This window comes from Aeromonas sp. A04 (assembly GCF_047780465.1).
In the GTDB taxonomy this organism is placed as follows: Bacteria; Pseudomonadota; Gammaproteobacteria; order Enterobacterales; family Aeromonadaceae; genus Aeromonas; species Aeromonas bestiarum.
In genome coordinates, this window is the sequence record NZ_JBLNHP010000004.1 from 333,864 (window position 1) to 355,677 (window position 21,814).

The following is a 21,814-nucleotide window of genomic DNA, read 5'->3' on the forward strand; positions in this document are numbered from 1 at the left end:
ATCCAGAATACAAAAAGGCGGCCAATGGCCGCCTTTTTCAAGCTACTTGATTGCGCATCCCAAATTACTTGGAGATGTGAGCGATCAGGTCCAGAACTTTGCTGGAGTAGCCCATTTCGTTGTCGTACCAGGATACAACTTTAACGAACTTGTCGTTCAGTGCGATACCGGCTTTGGCATCGAACACGGAAGTCTGACGCTCGCCCAGGAAGTCAGTGGAAACCACTTGATCTTCGGTGTAGCCCAGCACGCCCTTCATGGAGCCTTCGGAGGCTGCTTTCATGGCTGCACAGATTTCAGCGTAGGTAGCGGCTTTCTTCAGGTTGACGGTCAGGTCAACAACGGACACGTCCGGAGTCGGTACGCGGAAAGCCATGCCGGTCAGTTTGCCGTTCAGTTCCGGGATAACAACGCCAACAGCCTTGGCAGCACCGGTAGAGGACGGGATGATGTTCTGAGCCGCACCGCGGCCACCGCGCCAGTCTTTGGCAGACGGACCATCAACGGTCTTCTGGGTAGCAGTGGTAGCGTGGACAGTGGTCATCAGGCCGGATTCGATACCGAAGGTATCGTTCAGAACCTTGGCGATCGGGGCCAGGCAGTTGGTGGTGCAGGAAGCGTTGGAAACGATGTCCTGGCCAGCATAGGTAGCGTCGTTAACACCCATGACGAACATAGGGGTAGCGTCTTTGGACGGGCCAGTCAGAACCACTTTCTTGGCGCCGGCAGCGATGTGCTTGCGAGCAGTGGCGTCGTCCAGGAACAGACCGGTGGCTTCGGCAACAACGTCAACACCGATGGCATCCCACTTCAGGTTTGCCGGGTCACGCTCAGCGGTAACACGTACGGTTTTGCCGTTGACAACCAGGTTGCCGTCTTTGACTTCAACGGTGCCCTTGAAGCGGCCGTGAGTGGAGTCGTACTTCAGCATGTAAGCCATGTAGTCAACGTCGATCAGGTCGTTGATACCAACCACTTCGATGTCAGCACGCTCAGCGGCCAGACGGAAGACGAAACGGCCGATGCGGCCAAAACCGTTAATACCTACTTTGATAGTCATATTTGGTTACCTAACTGTTCAGTAGTCAAAGAAAATTCCGTTTGTAAATTTACTAGAACTCCCCCGTGAGTCAACCAACAATCTGTCTGAAATTGCGCTATATCATGAAAAACTGTGAAATTTATTTTCGGTTTATGTAACTGACTACCAACTTTTGTCGAAAATGTCATCGGCTGGTTCGCGTCATGGAGATCAACAATAGTGCCTGTTCTGTCACACAACCAGCCAGACAGATGTGTAAAAATGTGCGCGGTTTAGCATGGCCGAAAAGCCACTGTTCAAGTACCACCCATAAAAATTAATCAAAATAGTATAGATAGAATCCACAGCGGGAATTCTCAAACTATGACCACCCTGATTGAACAGCTGGCTGCCGCCAAAGGCATCGCCAGCGAGTATGTTGATGCCTGGGGCCACCCGGCCCAGGTATCCGAAGAGAGCAAGGCCGCCATGCTGGGCGCCATGGGTTACCGCGTCGATGACGAGGTCGCCCTGACGCAGCAGCTGGAGCAGGAGCATCGCCAGCACTGGTTGCGCGCGCTGGATCCCGTGATGGTGGTCCGCAGCGGTGAGCCCATCACCCTCGAAGTCCGTCTGCCCATCGATTTCGTCAATGACGCCCTCACCTGGCAGCTCGTGCTGGAACAGGGGACTGTGTTGTCCGGCCAGCTCACCCCCATCGAGGGTGAGCTGGTCGGTGTCGCCGAGTTCGAAGAGATGGAGTGCCAGGCCTATCGCGTGGCGCTGGCTGCGCAGCCTGAACTGGGTTATCACCAGCTGACCCTGCTGGAGGAGGGCAACGACGAGCCGCTCGCCAGCATGCGTCTCATAGTCGCGCCCAAATCCTGTTACAAGCAGGCGCCGATTGCCGAAGGCCGCAAGGTGTGGGGCCCGAGCGTGCAGCTCTACTGCCTGCGCAGCCGCCACAACTGGGGCATGGGGGATTTCAGCGATCTTGGCCAGCTGGTCGAGAAAGCGGCCGCCTGGGGAGCCCACTTCGTCGGCCTGAACCCCATTCATGCCCTCTATCCGGCCAATCCCGAGAGTGCCAGCCCTTACAGCCCCTCTTCCCGTCGCTGGCTCAATGTGGCCTATATCAACGTGGAGATCGTGCCCGAGTTTCTGGCCAACGATCGGCTCAAGGCTGAGGTGGCCAATCCGGCCTTCCAGCAGCACCTGGCCGAGCTGCGCGCCAAGAGCAACGTGGATTACACCGGCGTCATCGAGACCAAGATCGGCATGCTGCGTCAGGTGTTCGACCAGGCCAGTTTCAGTGCCGAGCGCCAGGCCGGCTTCGATGCCTTCGTGGCGGCCGGTGGCGACAGTCTGCAACAGCAGGCGGCCTTCGATGCCCTGCAGGCCCATTTCTATGGCAAGGGCGAAAACGCCTGGGGCTGGCCGGTATGGCCCGATGCGTACCGCGATTACCACAACCCCGAGGTGGCCACCTGGGTCGCCGCGCACCAGCATGACGTGAACTTCTATCTCTACCTGCAGTTCCTGGCCGATGAGCAGCTGGCGCAAGCCGATGCCCGCGCCAAGGCTGCCGGCATGGTGATGGGGATCTACCGGGATCTGGCGGTCGGTGTCTCCGAAGGCTCCACCGAGATCTGGGCCAACCGGGATCTCTACTGCCCGAAAGCCTCGGTCGGTGCGCCGCCCGATATTCTGGGCCCGCTCGGCCAGAACTGGGGTCTGCCCCCCATGAACCCGAACCAGCTGTTTGAAGAGGCTTACCAGCCCATGGTGGATCTGTTCCGCGCCAACATGCGCTCCTGCGGCGCGCTGCGCATCGACCACGTGATGGCCTTGCTGCGCCTGTGGTGGGTGCCGCCCGGAGAGTCAGCCGCCAAGGGGGCCTACATCTATTATCCGGTCAACGATCTGCTGGGGATCCTGGCGCTCGAATCCCACCGCAATCAGTGCCTGCTGATCGGTGAAGATCTGGGCACTGTGCCGGAAGGCATAGACGTGACCCTGAAAGAGAACGGCGTCCACTCCTACAAGGTGTTCTTCTTCGAGCGCTCCAAGGCCGACGGCGGCTTCATCTCTCCCGCTCACTACACCGAGCAGGCAATGTCTGCCCTGACCACTCACGACATGCCGACCCTCAAGGGCTTCTGGCATTGCGACGATCTGGCGCTGGGCCGCGAGCTGGGGTTGTATCCGGATGAAGACGTGCTCAAGACCCTGTATGCTGATCGCCACCAGGCAAAACAGCGGATCCTCGACAGCCTGCACGCTCATGGGGTCATCTCTGACAGCGTCAGTCATGACGTGAACTGGGTCGGCATGAATACCGAGCTCAACCATGGGCTGCAACTGCATATGTCCCGCGGCAGTTGTGCCCTGTTCAGCACCCAGCTGGAAGACTGGCTGGAGATGGACAAGCCGGTCAACGTGCCGGGCACCAGTTATGAATACCCCAACTGGCGTCGCAAGCTGTCCACCGATCTGGAGGATATTTTTGCCAATGAAGCGCTCAAGGCGCTGGCAGGCAAGATGAGCCAGGCCCGTGATGAGGCCAGTCGTTGAGCCACTGCCGACAAAACGTGACTCACTTACATCCGCTTCGGCCCTGGCCGGAGCGGATGCTCAGCTATGAAAGGAAATCTCGATGCTCGTTGAACGTTTGGTTGCTGCCCGCTGTGCCGATCCCTTCTCTCATTTAGGCCTGCAGGCCAACCCGGATGGGCCTGGCCTCAAACTGACCGCCTGGTTGCCGGATGCCCTTGAGGTGCGTGTCAGGGATCTCAAGTCGGGCAAAATCGTTGCCACCCTGGCGCCCTCCGATGAATCGGGCCTTTTTGAAACTGTTTTCACCCGCCGCAAGAATCCCTTTCCCTACCAGTTGCTTGCCGACTATCCCGATGCCAACGCCGAGTTTGTCGACCCCTACCAGTTTCAGGATGCGGGTTGGGCCGGTCTGGCAGAACTGACCTCCCAGCCGGAAAACATCTACCACACGCTTGGCGCACAACTGCGCAGCGTGGAGCACCTTGGCGTGCACGTGGAGGGGGTGCGTTTTGCCGTCTATGCGCCGAGCGCCACAGCGGTGAGCCTGATCGGCGATTTCAACTTCTGGGATGGCCGTCGTCACCCCATGCAGCGCAGCCAGTGTGGTCACTGGGTGCTGTTTGTGCCGGGCCTCAAGGCCGGGGATCGCTACAAGTTTGAACTGAAAGATCCGGCCGGACATCGGCTGCCCCACAAGAGCGACCCTGTCGGTTTCTATTGCGAGCAGTATCCGTCGTTCGCCTCCGTGGTGTATGACCACGAGCAGTACCAGTGGCAGGATGCCGCCTGGCGCGAGAGCCAGCAGAATGACAAGCGGGATCAGCCGCTCTCCATCTACGAGCTGCACGTCGGCTCCTGGAAGCGCCACCCCAACGGTGACAGCCTGAGCTGGCGCGAGCTGGCGGTGGATCTGGTGGCCTACATCAAGGAGATGGAGTACACCCACATAGAGCTGCTGCCGGTCTCTGAACACCCGTTCAGCGGCTCCTGGGGTTATCAGCCGGTGGGCATGTTCTCTCCCACCAGTCGTTACGGCAGCGCCGACGACTTCAAATATTTCGTCGACCAGTGCCACCAGGCCGGCATAGGCGTCATCCTGGACTGGGTGCCGGCTCACTTCCCGTCCGATGCCCACGGGCTGGCCCGCTTCGACGGCACGCCGCTCTATGAGTACGAGGATCCGCGCCGTGGCTGGCACCCGGACTGGAACTCCTACATCTATGACTTCGGCCGCAATACGGTGCGCCAGTTCCTGGTGGCGAGCGCCCTGTTCTGGCTCGACAAGTTCCATATCGACGGCCTGCGGGTGGATGCGGTCGCCTCCATGCTCTATCTGGATTACTCGCGCAACGCCGGCGAGTGGGTGCCGAACGTCGACGGTGGCAACCACAACTATGAGGCGATCAGCCTCTTGAAGTGGACCAACGAAGAGGTGTACGGCAAGTACCCCCACGCCATGACCATAGCCGAAGAGTCCACCGCCTTTGCCGGCGTGTCTCGTCCCACCTTCCTCGGTGGCCTCGGCTTTGGCTTCAAGTGGAATATGGGCTGGATGCACGACACCCTCACCTACATGCAGAAAGAGCCTATTCACCGCCGTTATCACCACAACGACATGACCTTCTCCATGGTGTACCACTATGACGAGAACTTCATTTTGTCGCTCTCCCACGACGAGGTGGTGCACGGCAAGCACTCCATGCTCTACAAGATGCCCGGCGACGAGTGGCAGCAATCGGCCAACCTGCGCGCCTACATGGGCTTCATGTATGCCCATCCGGGCAAGAAGCTCAACTTCATGGGCACAGAGATAGCCCAGAGCAACGAGTGGAATCACGACGCCCAGCTGCCCTGGCACCTGCTGCAGTACCCCAAGCACGGTGGCCAGCAGCGGCTGATCCGCGATCTCAACCACCTCTACCGTCATGAGCCTGCCTTGTATCAGGCCGATTATGATCAGACCGGCTTCCGCTGGCTGGATCACAACGATGCCGACAACAGCGTTTTTGCCTGGCTGCGGGCCGACAAGCAGGGGGCCAACCCTGTCATGGTGGCCTGCAACTTCACCCCGGTGCCGCGTCTTGCCTATCGACTCGGCGTGCCGGCCGCCGGCCGCTATCGCGTGGTGCTCAATACCGACAGCGAGCATTACTGGGGCAGCAACTATGATGTGGGTCTGGTCTTCGTCGCCGAGCCGACTCCCTGGCAGGGGATGGGGCACAGCATAGTGCTGGATCTGCCGCCGCTCGCGACCTTGTTCATCAAACAGGAGTCTTGATGTTTGCAATGGAAAAGGGGCAGGACCACCCGCTGGGTGCCCTGCTCGATGAGACGGGTTGTCACTTCTGTGTCTGGGCCCCGCAATCGGACAAGGTGGAGCTCTGCCTGTTCGACGAACAGGAGCAGGAGCTGGCCCGGCTGGTGCTGCCGGGCCGCCGTGGCCAGTATCGCTTCGGCCATGTGCGCGGCGTCAAGGCCGGTCAGCGTTATGGCTATCGGGTACATGGCACGCCCCAGGAGGGGATGCTGTTCGATCCGCAGAAGCTGCTGATCGACCCCTATGCCAGGGCGCTCAGCCGGGCGACCCATTGGGACGACAAGCTGTATGAGGGGGACAGTGCGGCCATGGTGGCCAAGTCCGTGGTGGTGGATGACGCCTTCGACTGGCAGGGGATAGGCAAGCCCGACATCCCGTCAGAGCGTACCGTCATCTACGAAACCCACATCAAGGGCTTCACCCGCCAGCATCAGGGGGTGCCGAGCGAGCTGCGCGGCACCTACCTCGGCATCTGTCACCCGCTCATCCTCGAGCATCTGAAGTCCCTCGGCATCACCTCGGTGCAGCTGATGCCGGTGGCGGCCTTCATGTCCGAGCCCAGGCTGGAGCAACTGGGGCTCACCAACTACTGGGGCTACAACCCCATCGCCTTCTTCGCCCCCGAGCCGCGTTACGGTGCGGGGGAGGCGGTGACCGAGTTCAAGACCATGGTGCGCGAGCTGCACAGGGCCGGGCTCGAGGTGATACTGGACGTGGTCTACAACCACACCGCCGAATCCGGTTTTGACGGCCCCATGCTGTCGTTCAAGGGGTTCGACAACGCGGGTTACTACGCCTTCGAGGCGGGTGCCCACGGTCCCGACTACGGCCGTCACGCCAACGTCACCGGCTGTGGCAACAGCGTCAACCTGGATCACCCCAACAGCCTGCGGCTGGTGCTGGATGCGCTGCGCTACTGGGTGACCGAGATGCAGGTGGACGGTTTCCGCTTCGATCTGGCGGTGACCCTAGCGCGGGAGGCAGGCGAGTTCGATCCCATGGGGGCCTTCTTCAAGGCCATGATGGCGGATCCCGTGCTGGCGCGAGTGAAACTCATCGCCGAGCCCTGGGACATAGGGCCGTTCGGCTATCGGCTCGGTCAGTTCCCGAGCCAGTGGCTGGAGATCAACGACCGCTATCGCGACACGGTACGCGCCTTCTGGCGCGGTGATGCCGGCAAGATGGGGGACTTCGCCACCCGGTTGGTGGGATCGCGGGATCTCTTCCCCAAGAACTGGCGTGCGCCCCACACCAGCGTCAACTATCTCTGCTATCACGACGGCTTCACCCTGGAGGATCTGGTCTCCTACAACCAGCGTCACAACCAGGCCAATGGTGAGGACAACCGGGACGGTCACGGCAACAACCTCTCCAACAACCACGGGGTGGAGGGGCCGACGCTCGATCCCAGAGTGAACAACCTGCGCCAGCAGCAGAAGCGCAACCTGATCGCCACCCTGCTGCTCTCCCAGGGCACGCCGCACTTCCTGGCCGGGGACGAGATGGGCCGCAGCCAGCTCGGCAACAACAACGCCTACTGTCAGGACAACCAGATCAGCTGGGTCAACTGGCAGTGGCGGCCGGAAGACGAGCGGCTGCTCGCCTTCACCCAGCAGATGATGGCGCTGCGGGCGGAATCGACCGTCTTCGCCAATCTGCAGCTGAGTGATGACAGCTGGAACGGGGCGCCCACCAGCTGCCATCAGGTCAACTGGTATCACCCGGATGGTCATCAGCTCACCGATCAGGATTGGCACGCGCCCATGGGGCAGGCGTTTGCCATGGATATCGGCATGCAGCTGTGCGAGGGGGAGCGCTGGTACGTGCTGTTCAACGCCAGCGACTACGACATCCAGTTCCGCCTGCCGCCGCCGGGGGAGGGGCTGGAGTGGATCCAGACCATAGACACGGCCACCAACGACGGCCTGCCGTTCCTGCCCGATGACATCAAGCGTCAGGTGGCGGTTGGCCGGGCCCACTCCCTCAAGTTGCTGGAGCGGGTTGCCCTGACGGCGGTGGCGCTGGCCGAAGAGGGGGTGGTCGCCATGCCGGATGTTGCTGCCGTGTTGCCAACCGGATCACAGTTCCCGCTGGCGGGGTAGAGCAAAGCGGCCTGGCTGGGTATGCTGGGCGCCGTGATAAATGGCAAGGAGTCGATATGAGCAACAAGAATCCTGAGCAGTGGCGCAACAAGCTGAGTGCGGAACAGTTTCGCGTCTGCTGGGAGAAAGGCACCGAGCAGCCCTACAGCGGCGCCCTGCTCCACAACCGCAAGAGTGGCGACTATCTCTGCGTCTGCTGCAAGAGCGTGCTGTTTCACTCAGAGGCCAAGTTTGACTCCGGCTGCGGCTGGCCTTCGTTCGATCGGGCCATCGAGGGCACTGTGACCTACACAGAGGACAGCAGCCACGGCATGAAACGGGTGGAGATCACCTGCAGCCAGTGCGGCTCCCACCTGGGTCACGTCTTTCCCGACGGGCCGACCGAGACGGGTCAGCGTTACTGCGTCAACAGCCTGAGTCTGGATTTCGATCCCGAGGCCTGAGCAACCAGCTTGAACATGAAAAAACGGCGCCCCTGCCAACAGGGGCGCCGTTTTTTATGGCGCCTGGCCTGGCCTGGCCCGGCATCTGGCTCAGGCCAGCAGCATGGCGGCCCCCACCAGCAGTGCGGCGAGCGCCAGTATGGGCAGCCTGATGACGCGCAGCAGATAGAAGCCGACGGCGGCCAGCGCCAGATCGGTCGGCACCTGTACCGCGCTCTGCCATACCGGCTGGTAGAGCGCGGCCAGCAGCAGGCCCACCACGGCGGCGTTGATGCCGGTCACGGCTCCTGCCAGCCGAGGGCGGGCCAGCCAGCTCTGCCAGCAGGGCCCCAGGGCCCACAACAGCAGAAAGCCGGGCAGGAACAGTGCCAGGGTCGCCAGCAGGGCGCCCGCCAGCGGTGTGGCTGGCAGCAGCTGAGCGCCGAGATAGCTGGCCAGGGTGAACATGGGGCCGGGCACCAGCTGGGCCAGACTGTAGCCGGTCAGAAACTGCTGCTGGTTGAGGCCGTGGCCCACACTCTCGGCCAGCAGGGGCAGCACCACGTGGCCGCCGCCAAACACCAGGCTGCCTGCCCGGTAGAAGTCGGCAACCAGCTGGCTGGCGGTGTCGGTGGCCAGCAGCGGCAGACTGACAAACAACAGGGCAAACAGCAGCAGGGTAGGCCAGTGGGGTTGGCGCAGAGGCATTGGTTGAGCGGGCGAGAGTTGTGGGCCTGGTACTTGCGGCGCCTCGACGCGAGCACAGAGCAGGGCGCCCCCTGCCAGCATGACGAGCTGGGTCAGCAGGCCGGGTTGCCACCAGAGCGCAGCGGCGGTCGCCACCATGATCCCCTGGGCCAGCGCCGTCTTGCAGAACTGGCGGCTCATGGTGAGTACCGCATCCGCGACCACCACCAGCGCCAGCAGCTTGAGGCCGTGCAGGGCGGCATCGAGCCAGACGTTGGCCGTGAGTTGCCCCACCCCGATGGCGGCGGCCAGCAACAGCAGGAAGGAGGGGAGGGTGAAGCCGGCGAAGGCAGCCAGTGCCCCGCCCAGGCCTGCCCGCTGGCGGCCGATGGCGAAGCCGAGCTGGCTGGAGGCCGGGCCCGGCAGCAACTGGCACAGCGCAAGCAATTGGGCGAATTCGGCCTGGGTCAGCCAGCCTAACCGTTCGACGAAGGTGCGCTGGAAATAGCCGATATGGGCGGCGGGTCCGCCGAAGCTGATGCAGCCCAACCACAGAAATTGCATGAATACCTGCCCCACGTCGTCACTCCCTCGTTGTCATCATCGACCCCGATGATATGACAAAGCGGTGACTTTTTTATGACAAATCAGGGGGCTGCTGGCAGGTAGCCGTACCTTGTCAGCCGGCAGGCAATGATCACTCCGTCGGCTGGCCTGGTTGTGGCAGATAGCAACGACCGGCCAGCCAGCAGGCTATCGATTGGCGACTGGCATCGAAGTGAGGCTCCGGCAGGTCGCGGGGATCGCACCAGATCCAGCCTTCACACTTCTCCGGCTCCAGCAGTTGCGGCTCTCCTTCTACCTGGGCCAGCAGGGTGACAGAGATGTAGTGCAGCCCGCTCTCGCGCCAGGTTTCCAGGTTGTTGGTGACGGCGATGACGCTGGGATTGCTGATCCGAAAACCCGTCTCCTCGGCCACTTCGCGGATCGCCGCCGACTCGAAGCTCTCTCCCAGTTCCAGATGGCCGCCGGCGATGGACCAATAGGGGGCGTGGCTGCCCTTGCGCTTGCCAAGCAGCACCTGGCCCTGACGGTTGGTCAAGATGACGCCGACACCGACGCGAGGATAGGGAGTAGACATATGAGCTCCTTGCAAAGACGAGACAGACCATAAAAAACGGGCCCACCTTAGGGCGGATGGGCCCGTCATGCAAGCAGTCTGCGGCGTGAGGCGCCAGTCCGATGACTCAGTCCAGCTTGACCAGCATCTTGCCTGTGTTGCGCCCCTCGAACAGACCGATGAAAGCCTGCGGCATGCTGGCCAGCCCCTGATAGACGGTCTCCTCGGCCTGCAGTGCACCGGCATCGAAGGCGGGAGTCACCTCGGCCAGAAACTCGCCGTAGTGCTGCCAGTGTTCGAATACGATGAGCCCCTGCATGGTGAGGCGCTTGCGGATCACCTGGGATAGGTTGCGCGGGCCGCTCGCCTCGTCCTTGCTGTTGTACTGCTCGATGAGGCCGCACATCACGATGCGACCGTGCACCGCCATGTTGTTGAGGGCTGCGTCCAGCATTGCGCCCCCCACGTTCTCGAAGTAGACGTGGATCCCTTCCGGGGCGAGCCGCGCCAGCTCGGCATCGAGATCCTGAATTTCGCGATAGTTGATCACCTCGTCGGCACCGAGCGTCTTGAGATAGGCGACCTTGTCGGCCGAGCCGGTGGAGCCGATGACGCGGGCCCCCGCCCGTTTGGCGAGCTGCACCACCATGGAGCCGACGGCGCCGGAGGCGGCCGATACCAGCACGGTTTCACCGGCCTGCAGCCTGGCGATGCGGTTGAGCCCGGTCCAGGCGGTCATGCCCGGCATGCCGAGGGCGCCGAGAAAGAGTTGGGGTGGCAAGCGGGTGTCGGGCAGGCGGGTCAGCTGGGTGCCATTGGCGACAAAGCTGTCGCGCCAGCCCAGCATGCTGATCACCCGGTCACCCACCGCGAAATCCGGATGGCGTGAGGCCTCCACCACGCCGATGGCGCCGCCATCGAGCGGGCCGTTCAGGGCGAAGGGGGGCACATAGCTCTTGGCGTCGCTCATGCGACCGCGCATATAGGGGTCCACCGACAGCCACTGGTTGGCGACCCGCACCTCTCCTTCTTGCAGCTCGGGCAGAGCAACTTCGGTCAGGGTGAAATCGGCCAGGCTGGGCAGGCCGACCGGGCGACGCAGCAGCTGGATCTGATGGCTGAGCTGATTCATGGTTTTTTCTCCAGTTCTATGGGGGTTGGCAACCTGCGAGTCGCCAGCATGGCTATTTCCAATGGGTTGAGGCTGAACGGGTTCACGCCGTCTCATCCAGCGGGGCGCCGTTGAGCAGCAACCGGGTGACGACATTGCCCCGCATGGCGTTGGAGAAGGGGCAGGTCTGATGGGCCAGCCGCACTATCTGCTCGGCCTGCGCCGTCTGTTCAGGCTGCGCTGCGGCGAGCGCCACGTCCAGCGTGATGGCGAAGTTGAAGCGACCATCGGCCAGCGCCAGCAATTCGACGCCGGCGGTGACGGGGGCGCTGGAGAGGGGCGTGCCGAGTTTTTGGGCCACGTGGATCAGCGCGTTGGAGAAGCAGGCGGCATAACCGGCGGCCAGCAGTTGTTCCGGGTTGTTGCCCTTGCCGTTGCCGCCGAGGGCGGTCGGCAGGGCCAGTGCCAGCTGCAGGCTGTTGTCCAGGGTGTGAACCTCACCGTTGCGGCCAGCCTGGGCGATGGCTTGAGTGCGATAGAGTGTCTTCATGTCGGGGTCTCGGATTTGTTTTGTGTGCAAGTTAAATTCAGACTAATCCCGAAAGCGGAGGCTGACAACTGTTTTGTGTACAAATTATTCGACCCCCAATTTTCCTGAGGTATACTGGCCCCAGTTGTCAGCGAGGTGCCCCCATGAGTGAATTGAAAAAGCAGGTCTGTTTTGCCCTCTACAGCGCCTCCAATGCCGTGATGCGGGCCTACCGGCCGCTGCTGGACAAGCTGGATCTCACCTACACCCAGTACCTGGTGATGCTGTCGCTGTGGGCGCGGGACGAGGTCAGTCTCAAGGAGATAGGGCAGGAGACAGGGCTGGATGCGGGGACCCTGACCCCCATCGTCAAGCGACTGGAGAGCAAGGGCTGGCTGACCCGCACCGTCTCCAGCGAGGATGAGCGGCAAAAATGCATCGGCCTGACCGAAGCGGGGCGCCAGCTGCAACTGGAGGTCAAGGAGTGCTGCCTGGCGGACAACTTGCGCAATCAGGTGGATCTGGCCGATGCTGAACTGGCCCAGCTCAAGCAGCTCTGCGATCGCATCTCGGCGCAACTGGGGCGCTGAGTGCAGCCGACCCATACAGCCTGAGGATCCACCCCATGAAAATCCTGTTGCCCCTGTTTGCCCTGTTGCTGACCGCCTGCAGTTCCGGTTCCCATGCCCCTTCGATGGCCATCGACGATGCCGATGCCTGGCAGGCGATCTGCAAGGACGGTACCCGGGTCAGGGCCGTGGTCGAAGAGGGGATCTGCGCGGATCATCGCGGTGTTGCCATGTGGACGAATAAGCCAAGAGCCGAGCGGATGGCAGAGGAAGCCGCCAAATAGTGTGATCCAGACGCCATAAAATGACACAACCGGCCAGTTGGCCGGTTTTTTTCGCGATCTCGCCTGCACTTTGCCACCTTGTTCATGGTGCACTCAGTTTTCTCTTCCCATACTGGCCCCACAGTTCCAAAAGAGGAGAGACAAGATGCAAACATCCTTGGTCGGGCTCTCCATTCTGTGGGGGCTGGCCAGTTTTGGTGTTCAGGGGGATTTCATCGAGAGCCGTGATTCCGTTGCGCCATCCTGGCAAGCCGAGTCCAGAGTGGAGATGGAAGGTTATCTGATCGAGTCGCTGGGCGAAGATCGCTGGCTGTTCGACAACGGCAGCGAGAGCCTGCTGGTCGCCCTGCCCCAGGGGCAGTGGGTGCCAACCGGCGAGCGGCTGCGGGTCAGCGGCGAGCCCCAGCAGGAGCAGGCCGGCTGGCTCTTGCAGGTGCAGGATGTCAGTCAGGTTGCGGTCTGACAGACGCGCCATCGAGCAAGCAAAAATGAAAAAGAGGAGGCCCAGGCCTCCTCTTTTTTTGTTGTTATCGGTTTTGTCGTGATGGCAGAGAGGGCGTGCCGCTCTGCCATCAGACCCTACCCCAGATGATTGAGCGGCAGCGCCGTCTTGTGCTTGATGCGACGCAGCACGAAGCTGGAACGCACCCCGGTCACCCCCGGAATGTGGGTCAGCTTGTCCAGCAGGAAGTGCTGGTAGTGTTCCATGTCCCGTACCACCACCTTGAGCTGGTAGTCGGCGTCGTTGCCGGTGATGAGGTCGCATTCCAGCACCTCTGGCAGCTCCTTGATGGCCTTGTCGAAATTCTCGAACCGCTCTGGGGTGTGTCTGTCCATGGAGATATGAATGTAGGCGGTGAGGGTGAGCCCCAGCTGGCGGGCGTTGAGCAGGGTGACGTGGGTATCGATGAGACCGGCATCCTCCAGCGCCTTGACCCGGCGGGAGCAGGGGGAAGGGGAGAGCCCGACCAGCTCGGCCAGCTCCAGGTTGCTGATGCGGCCATTTTCCTGCATCAACTCCAGAATATGCCTGTCTATGCGATCAAGTTTCAGCATTCTCCGTTCCTCGTTGCAATTACTAATTCACTTTTCCTAGATTAAGGGTGAACTATTGCAAAAACAACTGAAAAGACATGCTACTTCGCAACCACTCACCGCGCCGGCAGGGATACTATGGTTGCATCTTCCGGTGGCAAGACAGAAACCCAACCCGGTCTCTGTGGTGAAGGACCTTACCGGGTCAAGAACCCCATCAGCCGTCCGACCTTATCGGGAAACGACGGGCTGGAACGAGAGCATCCCCTCCCCGAAGGCAACAAAGCAGGCATCCCGGCGCCTGCTTTGTTGTTTCTGGCATTCGGCGATCAAGGATTCGGCGGCGTGATGCGGTAGAGACAGCGGTGATCCCCGTCCAGCAGGTATTGCTCCCGCTCCACCCCGGCCGGCGCCAGCAACTGGCGAAACATCTCCAGCTCGCTGCGACAAAATCCCCGGCAGGCCCGCGCCGCGGCGCAGATGGGGCAGTGACTCTCCCACAACAGCCAGCTGCCGTCCTCCTCCTGGCGCATGTCCGCCATATAGCCCTCTCGCGTGCGCTGCTCTTTCAGGGCGGCCAGCCTGTCGGCCAGCGCCAGCTGGGTCAGCTGTGCCTGATAACGACCCAGCTGTTGCTGCTCCCGTTGCTGGATCAGCCGCTCCATGCCGACCTCGCCAAACAACTGCTGGATATTGTCGATAAGCTGCAGCGTCAGCTCGCTGTGGGTATCGGGGAAGCGCTGCCAGGCCTGATCTGTCAGGTGCCACAGGCGCACCGGGCGGCCCCGGCCACGGGCCTCGTCGCTGAAACCCACCCAGCCGTCGGCTTCCAGCGAAATCAGATGCTGGCGGGCGCCCATGGAGGTCATCTGCAACTGCTCTCCCAGCTCGGCGGCGCTCTGAGGCCCGTGGCTTTTGAGCAGAAACAGTATCTTGTCGGTGCTGGCGTTCATTTGGCGGCTCTCGTTATCGGCAGGCGGTGGATCCGGGGGATCCATAGCATCTCGAGCAGAAACGGTATCTTGTCGGTGCTGGCGTTCATTCAGTGGCTCTCGCTATCGGCAGGCGTTGGATCCGGGGATCCATCGCATCTCGAGCAGGCGCGGGAGCTTGTCACGACTGGCGTTCATGGGCTCATTATGGATAGCGGTCTCCTTTAAATCAATAATTCACTTTACTTAATAATGCACCTTGCTCAGTATAAATAAACCAATAACTTTATTTAATGGGGCTGACATGGATGGGATCAAGGGACGGGCGACCCTCTGGGTATTGGTGATGACGGTGACACTGGCGGTGGCGGGGTTCAGCCTGCCTTCGCCCGTGCTGGCGCCGCTGATGCTGGATCCGGCGCAGGGCATGTTGACGCCACAGGCGTCGGACTGGAGTCGCAAGGTGTGGCTGGGTGTCATTATGGGGCTCTATCCGCTGTTTCAACTGGTGGGTGCCCCCTGGCTGGGGCGACTCTCGGACCGCCACGGCCGCAAGCCGATACTGACGGTCTGTCTGGTCGGCGTGCTGGCCGGTTATGCCATGATGGCGCTGGGGATCGCCTGGCGATCCCTGCCACTGCTGTTGCTGAGCCGGGTGGTGGAGGGTTTCTTCAATGGCGACATCGCCATAGTGCAGGCCATGGCGGCGGACATGAGCACCACCAAGACCAAGGCGCGCAGTTTCGCCTGGATCAACATAGGCATGAATCTGGGTTGGGTGCTGGGCCCCATGATCGGCGGTTATGCCGCCGTGGTATCGGGGGATTACAGCCTGGCCGCCTGGCTGGCGGTGGTCATGACCCTGGTCAACCTGCTGCTGGTGCTCTGGCTGTTGCCCAATCAGGCGCCGGTTGCCAGCCAGCAGCAGGCGCCTGCGTTCTCCTCCCGTCAGCTGTTGCTGCAACCGGCCCTGCTGCCCTACTTCGTGCTGACCCTGTTCAGCTACGGGGCCGTGCAGCTCTATTTCACCTACTTCAACGTCTGGCTGGTGGAGCGGCTGGCCTGGGGTCCGGTCCAGCTGGCGCAGGCGGCCGTGCTGGTGAGCGTGCCCATGATGCTGGGATCCTGGCTGGGATCCCGTCTCGCCCGCCACTGGCGGGGCAGCAGCTTGGGGATAGTCGGTCATCTGTTGATGGCGGCGGGCATGCTGATGTTCGTGCTGCCGGGCCACTGGTGGGGTCTGGCACTCACCTTCATCCCCGCTGGCATCGGCATGAGCCTGGGGGAGCTGGCGACCTCGGTGGCGGTCTCCAACCGCAGCCATGCCGAGCAGCAGGGGCAGGCGATGGGGATCTACCGAGGCCTGGCGGTGGGCAGCGAGATCCTGGCCGTGCTGGTGGGCAGTCTGGTGCTGCTGGCGGGCACAGAGTGGCCCTTCTATCTGGCGGCGTTGTGCGGTCTGATCTGTGCCGTCGGCTTCTATGGCCTGCGCCGGGCAGCGGACCGGCGGGAACGGCTCGACGTCCAGGCCGAAGCTGGTTGACGAGATCACAGTTCGGCGACGGGATGGCGGGCCGGACTTGCATCGTGGCGCCGACTCTGGGACGGTATGGCTCTTTGTATTCGTGTCCGATGTTGGAGGTGATATGAGTAGTTACCAGGCTATTGCGTTAGATATGGACGGTACCCTGCTGACCCGGGATCACAAGATCTCGTCCGCCACCCGGGCCGCGCTGGCCCAGGCGCGGGCCCACGGCATCAAGGTGCTGCTGGTGACGGGGCGCCACTTCATGACGGCTCGTCCCTTCCATCACGAGCTGGCCCTCGACACCCCCATCATCTGCAGCAACGGTGCCTACCTCTATGATCCGGTGCAGGAGAAGATCCTGGCGGGAGATCCGCTGGCGGTGGCCCCGCTCACCGAGCTGTTGGCCCAGGTCGAGGCGCAGCAGATGGGCGCCCTGTTCCACCTGAGCGAAGGGATCGGCTATATCGGCTGTGAGGATCACATTACCCGGATGCGCCACTGGTCGGCCAATCAGCCGGATCATCTCAAGATATCTCTGCTGCCTGCGGACGATCTGGCGAGCTGGCTGAAAAATCCGATCTGGAAGCTGGAGCTGTTCAACCAGGATCCCGCCCGCCTGCATCAGTTCATGGGGGAGGTGGTCGAGGCCATGCCCTTTACCCGTGACTGGGCGGCGCCCTATGCGGTGGAGCTGGTGCAACCTGGTTGCAGCAAGGGCAACCGGCTGGCCCGCTGGGCCCAGAGCGAGGGAATAGCGATGGAAAACGTGGTGGCGTTTGGTGACAACAACAACGACATCAGCATGTTCGAACAGGTAGGGCTGGCGGTCGCCATGGGCAATGCCGCCACCCATGTCCAGGCTCATGCCGACCTGGTGACTGCCGATCACAACGAAGACGGCATAGCGCTGGCGTTGCAGCGCTGGGTGCTGCCGTCGTAAGGATCTGCGACCAGAGGAAAGGGGCCACCCTGGCTGTAAAATAGCCAGGGTGGCCCCTTTGCATCAATGTCTGGAAGATAAGGGAGTCAGCCGGCCCAGGAGGCAGTTCCGGTTGTATTCGGTGGAAGAGGCTGCCCTGAGTCTTAATTGCCGAAGGAGAACTGGATCACCCGGTCCGGGAAACGGATCCGGTTATAGTCGCGGCGCAGCCCCTCGTAATGGCGGATGGCGCGCTCGCGCTGGGCCCGGTAGTAGTCGCGCTGCTTGCTGTCGTTCTCATTGCGGATCTGCCGCTCCAGCGTCTCGATGTCGCGTTCTGTCCGCTCCATGTCGCTCTTGAGATCGCTGAGCTGTTTCTCCACCAGATATTCCTGGCGACCGCGATCGTACTGGGTGAGGAAGCTGGCATCGTTGGGGCAGACCCCCAGATACTCGGCGCCTGACTTGCCCTTGCTGTAGGCGAGCTCGGGAATGCAGTAGAGCTCCAGCCCCTTGGCATAGCCCCGCTGCCACTCGGCTTTATCCACCTTGAGGCCGTATTCGCCACAGGTCGACACATAGTCACGGGTCGCCTGACGTGTCTTGCCCTGCTCCCCATCCTGATAGCCCAGGTTGTACCAGCTCATGGCGCGGCACTCCTCTTCCGACAGCGAGCTGCAACCGGCGAGCAGAAAAGGCAGGGTCAGCAACAGGATCTTGGGGGACATAAACGGGCTCCGGCATGGATGATGGGGGCATTCTAGTGAGGATGCCGGGTCAGGACAAGGGATGAGCGCGGGTCTTGGCTGGCGTCGTTTTCTGACGTTTTTGTCACTATTGGCGACGGGCCGGGGCGGGAGGGGCGGCTCACTTTCCTTGTGGTCATGGGCGAGGTAAACTGCGCCATCTTTTAACTGGCGCGTAACAAAAATAATGAAAGTCCTGACCGTCGATTACCGCTCGCCCGATGCGGCGCAGCGCTTCACCGAATCCCTGCGTACCACCGGCTTTGGCGTGCTGACCCACCACCCCATCCCGAAAGAGCTGGTGCAGTCCATCTATGACAACTGGTATCGCTTCTTCATGAGCGAACAGAAGCAGGATTTCCTGTTCAACCGCGAGACCCAGGATGGCTACTTTCCGCCCTCCGTGTCCGAGGTGGCCAAGGGTCACAGCCAGAAGGACATCAAGGAGTACTTCCATCTTTATCCCTGGGGCCAGATGCCGGAAGAGCTGAAGGCGCAGGCGATGGAGTACTATCGCCTCGCCAACGATCTCGCCGCCGAGCTGCTGGGCTGGGTGGAGCAATACACCCCGGCCGACATCGCCGCCCACTACAGCTGCCCGCTCTCCTCCATGATTGAAGAGAGCCAGAAGACCCTGCTGCGGGTGCTGCACTATCCGCCGTTCGACGGCACAGAGGCGCCGGGTGCCATCCGCGCCGCCGCCCATGAAGACATCAACCTGCTGACCATTCTGCCCGCCGCCAACGAGCCGGGCCTGCAGGTGAAGGGATCCGATGGGGAGTGGATGGACGTGCCGTGCGATTTTGGCACCCTGATCATCAACATAGGTGACATGCTGCAGGAGGCCTCTCGCGGCTACTACCCCTCCACCACCCACCGCGTCATCAACCCGACCGGCGGCAGTGCCAGCAAGTCCCGTATCTCACTGCCGCTGTTCCTTCACCCGCGGCCGGACGTGGTGCTCTCCGAGCGTCACACCGCCCACAGCTACCTGATGGAGAGGCTGCGGGAGCTGGGGGTTATCTAGTCCCAAAACGCGCACTCATGACAGCCAGAACCGGAGCAAAAATGCTCCGGTTTTTATTTGTTGGCACGATGGCGCGTTAAATCTAATTTAATTAGGTAATGATGCCAATAAATCGGTTTTTAGCCAGATAAGTGGCGTTGTGATTGCGTGGCCCCACCCGTACTCTGAGCGCCATTTCGGGCCCAGGTGGTGGGCACCTGTATTGGAGTTCTTATGAAGCAGTCCCAATGGTCATCCCGGCTCGGTTATATCCTGGCCGCCGCAGGCTCCGCCGTCGGTCTCGGCGCTATCTGGAAGTTTCCCTATGTGACGGCCGCCAACGGTGGCGGTGCCTTCCTGCTGGTGTTCTTGCTGTTCAGCTTCACCCTGGGGGTGGCCGTGCTGATGGGGGAGACACTGCTCGGCAGCCTGAGCCGCCGTGGTGTGGTGGGGGCGTTTAGCGCCCTGATGGGCAAGCGCTGGCGCTGGGTCGGGGCCATGGGGCTGCTCTGCAGCCTGCTCATCTTCAGCTTCTACAGCGTGGTGGGGGGCTGGACCCTGGGTTACACCGGCATGGCGCTGGCGGGTAGCCTGCAACATGGGGATGGCGCCGCGCTGACTGCCCGTTTCAACGACTATGTCGGCGATCCGCTCTGGCCCGTGCTGACCCACCTGCTGTTTGCCGGGCTCACCTGGTGGTTCGTGCAGGGCGGCGTGCAGCAGGGGGTGGAGCGCACCCTGCGCTGGATGATGCCAGCCCTGTTCATCATGATACTGCTGCTGGTGGCCTTCGGCCTCACCCTGCCCAACGCCATGGCCGGGGTGCGCCACTTCCTGATGCCGGACTTCAGCAAGCTCGGCATGTCCGGGGTGCTCGATGCCATGGGGCTGGCCTTCTTCTCCCTCTCCATTGGCCTCGGCATTCACACCACCTATGGCGCCTACCTGCCTTCCAGCGACGGGGTCGGCCGCTCCAGCCTCTGGGTGGTGCTGCTGGCGAGCCTGATCGCCGTGCTGGCGGGCTTGATGATATTCCCCGTGCTGGCGGCGACCGGCATAGATCCCGCCGCGGGACCGGGGCTCACCTTCATGACCATGCCGGCCGTATTCCAGCTGTTGCCGTTCGGCCAGGGGCTGGCGGTGATCTTCTTCTCCCTGCTGGTGGTGGCTGCGCTCTCCTCGGCCATCTCGCTGCTGGAGCATCTGCAGTGCTTTATCTGCGAGAGCTTTGGCTGGTCGCGTCGCGCGGCCTGCGGCCTGATTACTCTGCTGGTGATGGTGAACGGCATTCCGGTCAGCCTGTCGTTCGGCCCCTGGGCGGAGGTGACCCTGTTTGGCAAGAACATCTTCGAGCTGCTCGACTTTGTCACCTCCAACCTGATGATGCCCATGTTCGGGCTGGCGCTCACCCTGTTGCTGGGCTGGAAACTGGGTCAGCAGGCGCTGCCCCGTGGATTGGCACAGCACTGGCGCACCCTGGTGATGGGCTGCTGGCGCTGGCTGGCGCCCTTGCTGATCGGCGGCATCCTGGTGCGGGGATTAGTGTAACTAGGGTTGGCGACTTCTGGCTGGCACAGCTGCGGATCAGTGGGGGCCTGGTGCGGGGATTGGTGTAACTGGGGCTGGGGATCGCTGGCTGGCACCGCTGCGGATCAGTGGGGGCCTGGTGTGGGGGTTGGTGTAACTGGGGTTGGTGATCGCTGGCTGGCACCGCTGCGGATCAGTGGGGGCCTGGTGCGGGGGCTGGTGTAAAGGATTCAGGGTTGGGCGGGCGGCTGCGCCTGTCCATGTCTGGCTTTGACCTTGTCGATGGCGGCCTGCCAGCGGGCGATCACGGCGTCATCCTCGCTTTTGGAGAAGGCGATGTAGAGCCAGGACTCGTGCAGCAGCACTTCTGATCTCACCACGCTGCGCGGGGATAAGCCCATCTGGTCCAGGGTGGCGCTCATGATCAGATCGCCCATCGGGAAGGCATCTATCTTGCCGAGCACCAGCCGCTCGACGGCCTCCTCGACCGTCTTGTAGCGCACCAGATTGGCATAGCCCTCATGGGTCAGCCGCTCGTCATCGGCACTGCCGAGCAGGACGCCGACCCGCTCCAGCTGGCGCAGCTGGGCCAGGTCGGTCAGCGGCTGGCTGCCCCTGGCCTGGTAGATCAGCACCCGGTTCAGAAACAGCGGCCCCACCCACTTGAACTGGGCTTCCCGCTGGGGCGTGCGCAGCACCACGAACATGGCAAAACCCGGCTCGGCCCGGGTCAGGGCCAGCGCCCGCTTCAAGGGATAGAGCTTGATGGGGTAGTTGACCCCCATCTCCTGCTGGGCTTCCCGCACCAGCCGAACGGCCAGCCCGCCGAGCTGGCCATCACGGGACTGGGTGAAGGGGGGCAGCTCATGGCTGAGCAGGGTCAGGGCGGGTTGCGCCGACAGGGTCAGGCTGCCCAGCAGTAGCAAGGGGAGAAGCGTCCATTTCATGCGGTATCCGGTCCGGTGCGTCACGTCTGTGCATCCATGCTGATCAGGGGCACTGGCCTGCCCGCAACGCGGGGGAGGGGCGTGTTGCCCCCTGTTTCGGCGGCTCATGTGCCCACAAAGGCTAAGACTATTATCGTTCAATGGATTGGCCGAGCGAGGCGCGGTGCGCATTTTTCCTGCATGGAGAGCGGGCTGCGCCGATTTTTCAGCCAGATTGAAAAATTTTTATCAACTATGTGTCAATTTTTCTTTCCATGGTTTAGGCTGTGGCTCCTTTTTGGCGTTCAGGTCACTCCATCCATGTCACCGATTTTCGCGCTGTCCGGCCGATTTTTTAGCTCGCAAGAGAGGTGACCTTGCACGCGCAGTTTGTCTGAATGTTCATTGCAAAGGTCGCCACCAGGCGGCCTTTTTTGTTGTTACGTATTGTGTTGTCAGCCATGGAGTATCGATTCG

The 21,814-nt window shown here is 61.9% G+C and carries 20 protein-coding genes; 11 read left to right on the forward strand and 9 right to left on the reverse strand.

Going from position 1 to position 21,814, the window contains the following annotated elements:
- Positions 1 to 64: 64 nt before the first annotated feature.
- Positions 65 to 1,060: a type I glyceraldehyde-3-phosphate dehydrogenase gene (gene gap / locus ACM3N8_RS15200; protein ID WP_043138590.1), complete on the reverse strand. Its 996-nt coding sequence runs from the start codon at positions 1,058 to 1,060 to the stop codon at positions 65 to 67.
- Between the two features lie 345 nt (positions 1,061 to 1,405).
- Between gap and malQ the strand changes: the two genes are divergently transcribed.
- The 4 genes from malQ (at position 1,406) to msrB (ending at position 8,439) form a co-directional block, all read left to right on the forward strand.
- Positions 1,406 to 3,595, forward strand: coding sequence for a 4-alpha-glucanotransferase (gene malQ / locus ACM3N8_RS15205; RefSeq protein WP_416016279.1), 2,190 nt, complete (start codon positions 1,406 to 1,408; stop codon positions 3,593 to 3,595).
- Between the two features lie 82 nt (positions 3,596 to 3,677).
- Positions 3,678 to 5,855, forward strand: a complete 2,178-nt coding sequence (gene glgB, locus ACM3N8_RS15210) for a 1,4-alpha-glucan branching protein GlgB (protein ID WP_290019418.1) — start codon at positions 3,678 to 3,680, stop codon at positions 5,853 to 5,855.
- Positions 5,855 to 7,996 carry a glycogen debranching protein GlgX gene (glgX, locus tag ACM3N8_RS15215; protein WP_290019420.1) on the forward strand — a complete coding sequence of 714 codons (2,142 nt, stop codon included), beginning with the start codon at positions 5,855 to 5,857 and terminating at the stop codon, positions 7,994 to 7,996. The genes glgB and glgX overlap by 1 nt, the downstream gene beginning before the upstream one ends.
- A 56-nt stretch (positions 7,997 to 8,052) precedes the next feature.
- A complete protein-coding gene (gene msrB / locus ACM3N8_RS15220) occupies positions 8,053 to 8,439 on the forward strand; it encodes a peptide-methionine (R)-S-oxide reductase MsrB (protein ID WP_241280738.1) in 387 nt (128 codons plus the stop codon).
- A gap of 90 nt (positions 8,440 to 8,529) precedes the next feature.
- Here the strand turns inward: msrB and chrA are convergent, their stop codons facing one another.
- The 4 genes from chrA to ACM3N8_RS15240 all read right to left on the reverse strand — a co-directional run bounded on the left by chrA (position 8,530) and on the right by ACM3N8_RS15240 (position 11,886).
- Positions 8,530 to 9,684, reverse strand: a complete 1,155-nt coding sequence (gene chrA, locus ACM3N8_RS15225) for a chromate efflux transporter (RefSeq protein ID WP_290019421.1) — start codon at positions 9,682 to 9,684, stop codon at positions 8,530 to 8,532.
- 118 nt (positions 9,685 to 9,802) lie between these two features.
- Positions 9,803 to 10,246: a nucleotide triphosphate diphosphatase NUDT15 gene (locus tag ACM3N8_RS15230; protein ID WP_290019422.1), complete on the reverse strand. Its 444-nt coding sequence runs from the start codon at positions 10,244 to 10,246 to the stop codon at positions 9,803 to 9,805.
- Between the two features lie 106 nt (positions 10,247 to 10,352).
- Entirely contained in the window at positions 10,353 to 11,357 is a 1,005-nt protein-coding gene (locus tag ACM3N8_RS15235; protein ID WP_290019423.1) for an NADP-dependent oxidoreductase, read from the reverse strand.
- Positions 11,358 to 11,439: 82 nt separating this feature from the next.
- Positions 11,440 to 11,886 carry an organic hydroperoxide resistance protein gene (locus ACM3N8_RS15240; RefSeq protein ID WP_241280743.1) on the reverse strand — a complete coding sequence of 149 codons (447 nt, stop codon included), beginning with the start codon at positions 11,884 to 11,886 and terminating at the stop codon, positions 11,440 to 11,442.
- Between the two features lie 143 nt (positions 11,887 to 12,029).
- Here ACM3N8_RS15240 and ACM3N8_RS15245 point away from each other — a divergent pair, with 143 nt between their 5' ends.
- The 3 genes from ACM3N8_RS15245 to ACM3N8_RS15255 all read left to right on the forward strand — a co-directional run bounded on the left by ACM3N8_RS15245 (position 12,030) and on the right by ACM3N8_RS15255 (position 13,181).
- On the forward strand, positions 12,030 to 12,455 hold the full coding sequence (locus ACM3N8_RS15245) for a MarR family winged helix-turn-helix transcriptional regulator (RefSeq protein ID WP_098982364.1): 426 nt from the start codon (positions 12,030 to 12,032) through the stop codon (positions 12,453 to 12,455).
- A gap of 35 nt (positions 12,456 to 12,490) precedes the next feature.
- Positions 12,491 to 12,718, forward strand: coding sequence for a hypothetical protein (locus ACM3N8_RS15250; RefSeq protein ID WP_098982366.1), 228 nt, complete (start codon positions 12,491 to 12,493; stop codon positions 12,716 to 12,718).
- A 145-nt stretch (positions 12,719 to 12,863) separates the two neighbouring features.
- Positions 12,864 to 13,181, forward strand: a complete 318-nt coding sequence (locus tag ACM3N8_RS15255; protein WP_042865582.1) for a hypothetical protein — start codon at positions 12,864 to 12,866, stop codon at positions 13,179 to 13,181.
- 116 nt (positions 13,182 to 13,297) lie between these two features.
- On the opposite strand, the gene ACM3N8_RS15260 is transcribed toward ACM3N8_RS15255, so the two are convergent.
- Both ACM3N8_RS15260 and ACM3N8_RS15265 read right to left on the reverse strand, forming a co-directional pair.
- Positions 13,298 to 13,774: an Lrp/AsnC family transcriptional regulator gene (locus ACM3N8_RS15260; RefSeq protein WP_005318665.1), complete on the reverse strand. Its 477-nt coding sequence runs from the start codon at positions 13,772 to 13,774 to the stop codon at positions 13,298 to 13,300.
- 308 nt (positions 13,775 to 14,082) lie between these two features.
- The gene (locus tag ACM3N8_RS15265) at positions 14,083 to 14,706 is read right to left on the reverse strand and encodes a helix-turn-helix transcriptional regulator (protein WP_234577408.1); all 624 of its coding nucleotides are present in this window, start codon (positions 14,704 to 14,706) and stop codon (positions 14,083 to 14,085) included.
- 283 nt (positions 14,707 to 14,989) lie between these two features.
- On the opposite strand from ACM3N8_RS15265, the gene ACM3N8_RS15270 reads away from it, so the two are divergent.
- Together ACM3N8_RS15270 and ACM3N8_RS15275 are read left to right on the forward strand one after the other, a co-directional pair.
- Complete coding sequence (locus tag ACM3N8_RS15270) at positions 14,990 to 16,228, forward strand: MFS transporter (protein WP_290019425.1); 1,239 nt, start codon at positions 14,990 to 14,992, stop codon at positions 16,226 to 16,228.
- A gap of 103 nt (positions 16,229 to 16,331) precedes the next feature.
- A complete protein-coding gene (locus ACM3N8_RS15275) occupies positions 16,332 to 17,153 on the forward strand; it encodes a Cof-type HAD-IIB family hydrolase (RefSeq protein ID WP_274453447.1) in 822 nt (273 codons plus the stop codon).
- A gap of 143 nt (positions 17,154 to 17,296) precedes the next feature.
- On the opposite strand, the gene ACM3N8_RS15280 is transcribed toward ACM3N8_RS15275, so the two are convergent.
- Positions 17,297 to 17,860, reverse strand: a complete 564-nt coding sequence (locus ACM3N8_RS15280) for a DUF2799 domain-containing protein (RefSeq protein ID WP_290019427.1) — start codon at positions 17,858 to 17,860, stop codon at positions 17,297 to 17,299.
- A gap of 205 nt (positions 17,861 to 18,065) precedes the next feature.
- Here ACM3N8_RS15280 and ACM3N8_RS15285 point away from each other — a divergent pair, with 205 nt between their 5' ends.
- The gene (locus ACM3N8_RS15285; RefSeq protein ID WP_290019428.1) at positions 18,066 to 18,905 is read left to right on the forward strand and encodes an isopenicillin N synthase family dioxygenase; all 840 of its coding nucleotides are present in this window, start codon (positions 18,066 to 18,068) and stop codon (positions 18,903 to 18,905) included.
- A gap of 213 nt (positions 18,906 to 19,118) precedes the next feature.
- Positions 19,119 to 20,432 carry a sodium-dependent transporter gene (locus tag ACM3N8_RS15290; protein WP_098982379.1) on the forward strand — a complete coding sequence of 438 codons (1,314 nt, stop codon included), beginning with the start codon at positions 19,119 to 19,121 and terminating at the stop codon, positions 20,430 to 20,432.
- 209 nt (positions 20,433 to 20,641) lie between these two features.
- On the opposite strand, the gene ACM3N8_RS15295 is transcribed toward ACM3N8_RS15290, so the two are convergent.
- Positions 20,642 to 21,358, reverse strand: coding sequence for a substrate-binding periplasmic protein (locus ACM3N8_RS15295; protein WP_416016280.1), 717 nt, complete (start codon positions 21,356 to 21,358; stop codon positions 20,642 to 20,644).
- Positions 21,359 to 21,814: the final 456 nt, after the last annotated feature.